The 6665-nt window shown below is 73.1% G+C and carries 5 protein-coding genes; 4 read left to right on the top strand and 1 reads right to left on the bottom strand.

Annotated features, from left to right (window positions below; translation table 11 throughout):
* The first annotated feature begins 343 nt into the window (after window positions 1-343).
* Both ACFZAU_RS41615 and ACFZAU_RS41620 read left to right on the top strand, forming a co-directional pair.
* Window positions 344-2839, top strand: coding sequence for a molybdopterin oxidoreductase family protein (locus tag ACFZAU_RS41615; protein WP_500556576.1), 2496 nt, complete (start codon window positions 344-346; stop codon window positions 2837-2839).
* Window positions 2836-3327 (top strand): hypothetical protein, encoded by a 492-nt coding sequence (locus ACFZAU_RS41620; protein WP_500556577.1) that lies wholly within the window; start codon window positions 2836-2838, stop codon window positions 3325-3327. Before ACFZAU_RS41615 ends, ACFZAU_RS41620 begins: the two co-directional genes overlap by 4 nt.
* A 64-nt stretch (window positions 3328-3391) precedes the next feature.
* Here the strand turns inward: ACFZAU_RS41620 and ACFZAU_RS41625 are convergent, their stop codons facing one another.
* Complete coding sequence (locus ACFZAU_RS41625; protein WP_500556578.1) at window positions 3392-4267, bottom strand: SDR family oxidoreductase; 876 nt, start codon at window positions 4265-4267, stop codon at window positions 3392-3394.
* A 109-nt stretch (window positions 4268-4376) separates the two neighbouring features.
* On the opposite strand from ACFZAU_RS41625, the gene ACFZAU_RS41630 reads away from it, so the two are divergent.
* A complete protein-coding gene (locus tag ACFZAU_RS41630) occupies window positions 4377-4841 on the top strand; it encodes an SRPBCC family protein (RefSeq protein WP_500556579.1) in 465 nt (154 codons plus the stop codon).
* Between the two features lie 26 nt (window positions 4842-4867).
* On the top strand, window positions 4868-6490 hold the full coding sequence (locus tag ACFZAU_RS41635; protein WP_500556580.1) for a phytoene desaturase family protein: 1623 nt from the start codon (window positions 4868-4870) through the stop codon (window positions 6488-6490).
* Window positions 6491-6665: the final 175 nt, after the last annotated feature.

The following is a 6665-nucleotide window of genomic DNA, read 5'->3' on the forward strand; positions in this document are numbered from 1 at the left end:
CCACCCGCTACGACAAGACCGCCCAGTCGTTCCAGGCCGCCGTCACCCTCGCATCACTGCTGATGTGGGCCTGACGTTTGACGACAGGCTCTAGCAGTACCGGCACAGCTCGTGACGGCCTCAATCGGTGACGGCGGTCCCCCATTCCTGCAGTGGCCGCAGTCACGCGCCCGGGCGGGGTCCGCGTGCGGGAGAGGCGGTGGACGAAGGTAATAGGGCGACGCTCCTCCACGGATACCCCCGTGCAAGCGTGTCGGCCGAAGCCCGCGCCGTGGAATAGGCGCTGTGAGCCCGGGTACCCGAAGGGCGGTCGGTGCCGAGAGGCCACAGCCCGGAGGCGAACATGGAGCCGTCAGTGGACCGGATCGCACAGCCCTGGGGCAGCCGGACCCCCTACGGCCGGCACGAGACGTGGCCCACGCGGGTGGACACGTACCTGGCCGAGGGCATCGAACCGGAGAAGGTGGACCGGTGGGTGCGGGCCGCCTCGATCCTGCACTCGGACGGCGACGCCATGGACATCGCCGTCGTCGGGGACCGCATCGTCGGCGTGCGGGGCCGCGCCACCGATCGTGTGAACCGCGGCCGGCTGGGTCCGAAGGACCTCTTCGGCTGGCAGGCCAACGGCGCACCGGACCGGTTGACCCGGCCGCTGGTCCGCCGCGGCGGCCGGCCGGCCGAGTGCGACTGGGACGCCGCGATGGAACACGTCGTCGCCCGGTCCCGGGCCCTGCTGGACGAGAGGGGGCCGGGCTCGATCGGCTTCTACACCTCCGGGCAGTTGTTCCTGGAGGAGTACTACACGCTCGCCGTCCTGGCCAGGGCCGGCATCGGCACCAACCATCTGGACGGCAACACCCGTCTGTGCACGGCGACGGCCGGGGAGGCACTGAAGGAGTCGTTCGGCTGCGACGGCCAGCCGGGCTGCTACGACGACTTCGACCACGCCGACGTGATCGCCCTGTTCGGCCACAACGTCGCCGAGACGCAGCCGGTGCAGTGGATGCGCATCCTCGACCGTCTCGAGGGCGCCGCTCCCCCGCTGCTGGTCTGCGTCGACCCGCGCCCCACCCAGGTGGCCCGCCGGTCCGCCGTCCACCTCGCCCCGCGCGTCGGCACGAACGTGGCCCTGATGAACGCGCTGTTGCACGAGATCATCCGCACCGACCGGGTCGACCACGACTACATCGCGGCCCACACGGTCGGCTACGAGGAACTGACGGAGCAGGTCGGGGAGTGCACTCCCGAGTGGGCGGCCGGGATCTGCGACGTGCCGGCGGCACGCATCGCCGAGGCCGCGGAGGTACTGGGCACCGCGGAGCGGCTCACCTCGACCGTGCTGCAAGGCTTCTACCAGTCGCACCAGGCGACCGCGGCCGCGGTGCAGGTCAACAACCTGCACCTGATCCGCGGCATGCTCGGGCGGCCCGGGGCCGGGGTGCTGCAGATGAACGGCCAGCCCACCGCGGAGAACACCCGCGAATGCGGTGCGAACGGTGACCTGCCCGGCTTCCGCAATTGGGAGAACGACGCCCACGTCGCCGATCTCGCGAAGGTCTGGAACGTCGAGCCGTCGACGATCCCGCACTACGCCCCTCCCACGCACGCGATGCAGATGTTCCGGTACGCCGAGCAGGGCTCCATCCGCATGCTCTGGATCAGTGGCACGAATCCCGCGGTGTCCCTGCCCGAACTGTCCCGCATCCGCTCGATCCTCACGCAGGAGCGCCTGTTCGTCGTCGTGCAGGACCTGTTCCTCACGGAGACCGCGCAACTGGCCGACGTGGTGCTGCCCGCGGCCACGTGGGGCGAGAAGACGGGCACCTTCACCAACGCCGACCGCACGGTGCACCTGTCGGAGAAGGCCGTCGACCCTCCCGGCGAGGCCAGGCCGGACCTGGACGTCTTCCTCGACTACGCCGCCCGCATGGACTTCCGCGACAAGGACGGCGGGCCGCTGGTCGGCTGGCACGACCCCGAATCCGCCTTCGAGGCGTGGAAGCGGTGCAGCGCCGGCCGTCCCTGCGACTACACCGGCATGAGCTACGACAAGCTGCGCGGCGGCAGCGGCGTCCAGTGGCCGTGCAACGCACAGGCGCCGGACGGCACCGAACGGCTGTACCTCGACGGGATCGCCTGGGCCCACCCGGACGTCTGCGAGAGCTACGGCAAGGACCTGCTCACCGGCGCCGCGGACAGTGTGGTGGAGTACCGCTCCCTCAATCCCGACGGCAAGGCGGTCCTCAAGGCGGCCGAGTACCTGCCGCCGCACGAGGAGCCCACCCCGGACCACCCCTTCCAGCTCACGACGGGGCGGACGGTCTACCACTTCCACACCAGGACCAAGACCGGCAGGGCGCCCCAACTGAACGCCGCCGCGTCCGACGTGTGGGTGGAGATCTCCGCCGGCGACGCCGAAGCACGGGGACTGGACGAGGGCGACCTGGTCGAGGTCGGCACGCCGCGGGGCGCGCTGCGCGGCCGGCTCCGTGTCACCGGCATCCGGGCGGGCTTGCTCTTCGTCCCGTTCCACTACGGCTACTGGGACACTCCGGGCGGTCACGAACCGGACGGTGACACGCCCGGCCGGGCGGCGAACGAGGCGACGGTCACCAACTGGGACCCGGTCTCCAAGCAGCCGTTGTTCAAGACCGCGGCGGCCGCTCTGACCCTGGTGCGGCGTGGCGGCGGAGCCACCGCTCCGGCACCGACCACGACAGCCTCCGCCCCCCTGCAGAGCGGAGCCGTGCCCGCCACCGCGGGAGGCGCGGGCGCCTTCGCGTCCCAGACGCCCGGCGGACCCCCCTCACCCGGCACACAGGAAGGCGGAATCCGGTGAACGGCATCAAGGACCTGTTGCGGGCCCTGCACGGCGACGAGGAGCACCTGGCGAAGGAATTCGTGGCGGTCGCCCACCGCCATCGTTCGGATCACGAGGTCCACCACGTCTCCATGGATCTGGCCGCGTGGTCACGCGAGCACACGCGCCGGATCGCGGACGCCGCACGGGCCCACGACCTGGACCTCGATCCGCCCGGCGAGCCGCACACCGGTCTCCTGCCGGCGATCGGCAGGAAGGCCGCCGAGGCGGTGGGCCGCCGCCCGGAACCGGCGCTGCTGCTCCTGCGGGACCTGCGTGACCTCCACCTCGCCGCGTCCGGCAACTCCCTGTACTGGGAGATGGTGGCGCAGGCGGGACAGGCCACCGGTGACGAACGGCTGCTCCGCCTCGCCACGCAATGCCACCCTCGGACACTGAGGCAGATGCGCTGGACCAACACCATGATCAAGACCTTGTCGCCCCAGGCGCTGGCGAGCCTGCGTTGAACCCCCGACCTGCGCTGGATCCCCGACGGCGGCCCGGCCCGGTGAAGTCGGCGGCGAGCCTGCGTCACGGCCCCCGGCTCGCGTCGGCCCGGCCGCCCGCGCCCAGGAGCCCGGTGTCGGTGATGTCGCCGCGCTGCTCCAGGGCGCCCATCGTGTGCCGGGCCCGCCACGCCACGAGTCCCGGCAGGAGGACGCGCACCGCCTGGACGCCGCGCAGCCAGGGCTGGACGTACACGGCGGAGGCACGGTGCTCGATGCCCCGTACGAGCCGCTCCGCCGTGGCCTCGGCGGTGTAGGTGCGGCTCGCCGGCCAGGGCAGGAGGGCACGCAGCTCGCGCATGGTCGGGTGGCACTCCGCGTCGCGGATCATCTCCGTGTCCGTCCAGCTCAGATAGGCGACGCCGACGGTGACACCGTGGTGGGCCACCTCCGCGCGCAGGGAGTGCGTGAACGCCTCGACGCCGGACTTGGAGGCGCAGTAGGCGGACATCAGCGGCGCCGCGCCCATGGCGGCGAGTGAGGAGACCTGCAGGTAGTGGCCGCGGGTCGTCAGCAGCTGCGGAAGGAAGGTGCGGGCGGTCAGGGCGCTTCCGACGAGGTTGACCTCGACGATCCTGCGCCAGGTCGCCATGGAGGAGTCGATGAAGGGACCTCCGGCGGCGATGCCGGCGTTCGCCACAACCACGGAGGCGGGGCCGAGCTCCCCCCTCACCTGGCATGCGGTACGGCGCAGGGCGGATTCGTCCGTGACGTCGACGTACCAGGCCCGCGCCGGACCGGGCGCCGCGGCCGCCGCCGCCCGCAGTTCCTCCGCCTCGAGTCCCAGCAGGGCGACGCGGGCGCCGCGTTCCGAGAGGAGATGCGCCACTGCCCGCCCGATGCCCCGGGCGGCGCCGGTCACCACGGCCGTACGGCCCAGCAAGGGCGGGGAGCCGGTCACGCTGAGCCTCCGTCCACGAGAGGAAATCAACAAAACCCCCTATAACGACCGTAACCGAGGGCAGGAGACCAGGCGGTCGGGAAAAGGAGACGAGACACCGGAGGGACTCATGGCTGTACGGCACCGGTTGATCGACGGCGCTCCGGAGGACGTCTGGGCCGTCCTCTCCGACGCTACGCGCTACGGCGAGTGGGTCGTGGGTCCCTCGTCCTCCCGGCAGGGGGACGGGGACTGGCCCGAGGTGGGCTCCAGCATCGAGTACACCGTGCTGCTCGGGCCGGTGAAGCTGACCGGCGAGACGATCGTCCGTATCTGCCGGCCTCCGCGGCAGCTCGAACTGGAGGCCCTCAGCGGGTGGCTCGGCTCCGCGCGGATCGCCTTCGAACTGTGCCCCTGGGGACGGGACACGCTGGTGATCGTGGACGAGCACCCGCTGCGCGGGCCCGGCGGCGCGCTCCACAACGCCGCGCTGGACGCCCTGCTCCAGGTCCGGCACCGCAGCATGCTCAGCCGGCTGGCCAGAGCCGTGGAGACGCACGGGGCGCACGGCACGCACCAGGGCGAGGACGGCTGAACGAGGCCGGTGACGGGAGGCACGCCATGGCGGACGCGGTGGTGATCGGCGCGGGACCCAACGGCCTGGTCGCCGCGAACCTGCTGGCCGACGCGGGATGGAGCGTCGAGGTCCTCGAGGCCCAGGACGAGCCGGGGGGCGGGGTCCGCTCCGCGCGGGACGTCCACCCCGACTTCGTGCACGACCTGTTCAGCTCCTTCTACCCCCTGGCGGCCGCCTCGCCGGTCATCCGGGGGCTCGAACTGCACCGCGAGGGCCTGCGGTGGGCGCACGCGCCGGCCGTGGTCGCGCATCCGCTGCTCGACGGCCGCTGCGCGGTGCTGCACCGGCGCGCCGTCGACACGGCCGCGGTCCTCGACGCGGAATCCGACGGCGACGGAGCGGCATGGCTGCGGCTCTGCACGGCCTGGGACCGCCTCGGCGACGACCTCGTCGACGCCCTGTTCACGCCCTTCCCTCCGGTGCGCCCCGGGCTGCGGCTCGCGGCACGGCTGCGCGCGGGCGGGGGGCTGCGGATGGCCCGCACGCTCGTACTGCCCGTGCGGCGCCTGGGCGAGGAGGAGTTCCGGGGCGAACTGGGTGCCCTGCTGCTGGCCGGTAGCGCACTCCACGCCGACCTGGCGCCGGAGGCGGCCGGGAGCGGAGGCTTCGGCTGGCTGATGGCGATGCTGGGGCAGACCTACGGCTTCCCCGTTCCCGTCGGGGGTGCCGGAGCACTCACCGCCGCCCTCGTCGGCCGCCTCCACCGACACGGCGGCACGCTGCGCTGCGGGACCCGGGTGACCTCGGTCGTCGTCCGCTCAGGGCGGGCGGTGGGCGTCCGCACCGCCGGCGGCGACGCGGTGCCGGCGCGGCGTGCCGTGCTGGCCGACGTGTCGGTACCCGCCCTCTACGGGGTGCTGGTCGACCGGGACGACCTGCCGGCCCGGGTCCTGGAGGACCTGCGCCGTTTCCAGTGGGACTTCGCGACCTTCAAGGTGGACTGGGCCCTGGCGGGCCCCGTGCCGTGGTCGGCTCCCGCGGCGGCGCAGGCGGGCACGGTGCACCTGGCCGAAGGGGTCGACGGGCTGACGCAGTTCGCCGCGCAGATCGCCATGGGGCAGGTGCCGGAACGGCCCTTCCTCCTGTTCGGGCAGATGACCACCGCCGACGCATCCCGTTCACCCGCCGGGACGCAGTCGGCCTGGGCGTACACCCACCTCCCCCACCGTGTCCGCGGCGACGCGGGCGGAGCGGGGATCGCCGGCACCTGGGACCGGACGGACCGGGAGCTGATGGCCGACCGTGTGGAAGCGCAGGTCGAGCGGTACGCCCCCGGATTCAGGGCGCTCATCGAAGCCCGCCGCGTGCTCGCCCCGCCCGACCTGGAGGAGCACGACGCCAACCTCCACGGGGGCGCCATCAACGGTGGCACGGCAGCCATGCACCAGCAGCTCGTCTTCCGTCCCGTGCCGGGCACCGGGCGTCCCGAGACACCTATCGCCGGGCTGTTCCTGGCCTCGGCGGGGGCCCATCCGGGCGGCGGGGTCCACGGCGCACCGGGCGCCAACGCCGCGCATGCCGCGCTGCGCTCCCGTTCCCCCAGCCGCCTGCTCAGCGGGGCGCAGCGTGCGCTGACCCGGCGCGGCCGCCTGGGCCGACCCGCCTGAGCCGCCGCGGCTGTCAGAGCTGGGTGCGGCGGGCGCAGGCCGCCGTGACCTCGCGGAGGCTTCCGGTGCGGCGGAGCAGGTCGCGCTGGATCTGCGCGCCGTTGCCGGTCTTGAGGAGCGCGGCGAGGGCTTCCTGCGCGGGGATCAGGTCGCCGTTGTCCTCCAGCGCGTCGCG

The sequence above is a fragment of the Streptomyces sp. NPDC008238 genome (genome assembly GCF_042956445.1).
Lineage (GTDB): Bacteria > Actinomycetota > Actinomycetes > Streptomycetales > Streptomycetaceae > Actinacidiphila.

Bases quoted from the DNA above. Each gene is read 5' to 3' on its own strand.
- ACFZAU_RS41635 (WP_500556580.1), top strand. From the start codon at position 4,868: ATGGCGGACGCGGTGGTGATCGGCGCGGGACCCAACGGCCTGGTCGCC.
- ACFZAU_RS41630 (WP_500556579.1), top strand. From the start codon at position 4,377: ATGGCTGTACGGCACCGGTTGATCGACGGCGCTCCGGAGGACGTCTGG.
- ACFZAU_RS41615 (WP_500556576.1), top strand. From the start codon at position 344: ATGGAGCCGTCAGTGGACCGGATCGCACAGCCCTGGGGCAGCCGGACC.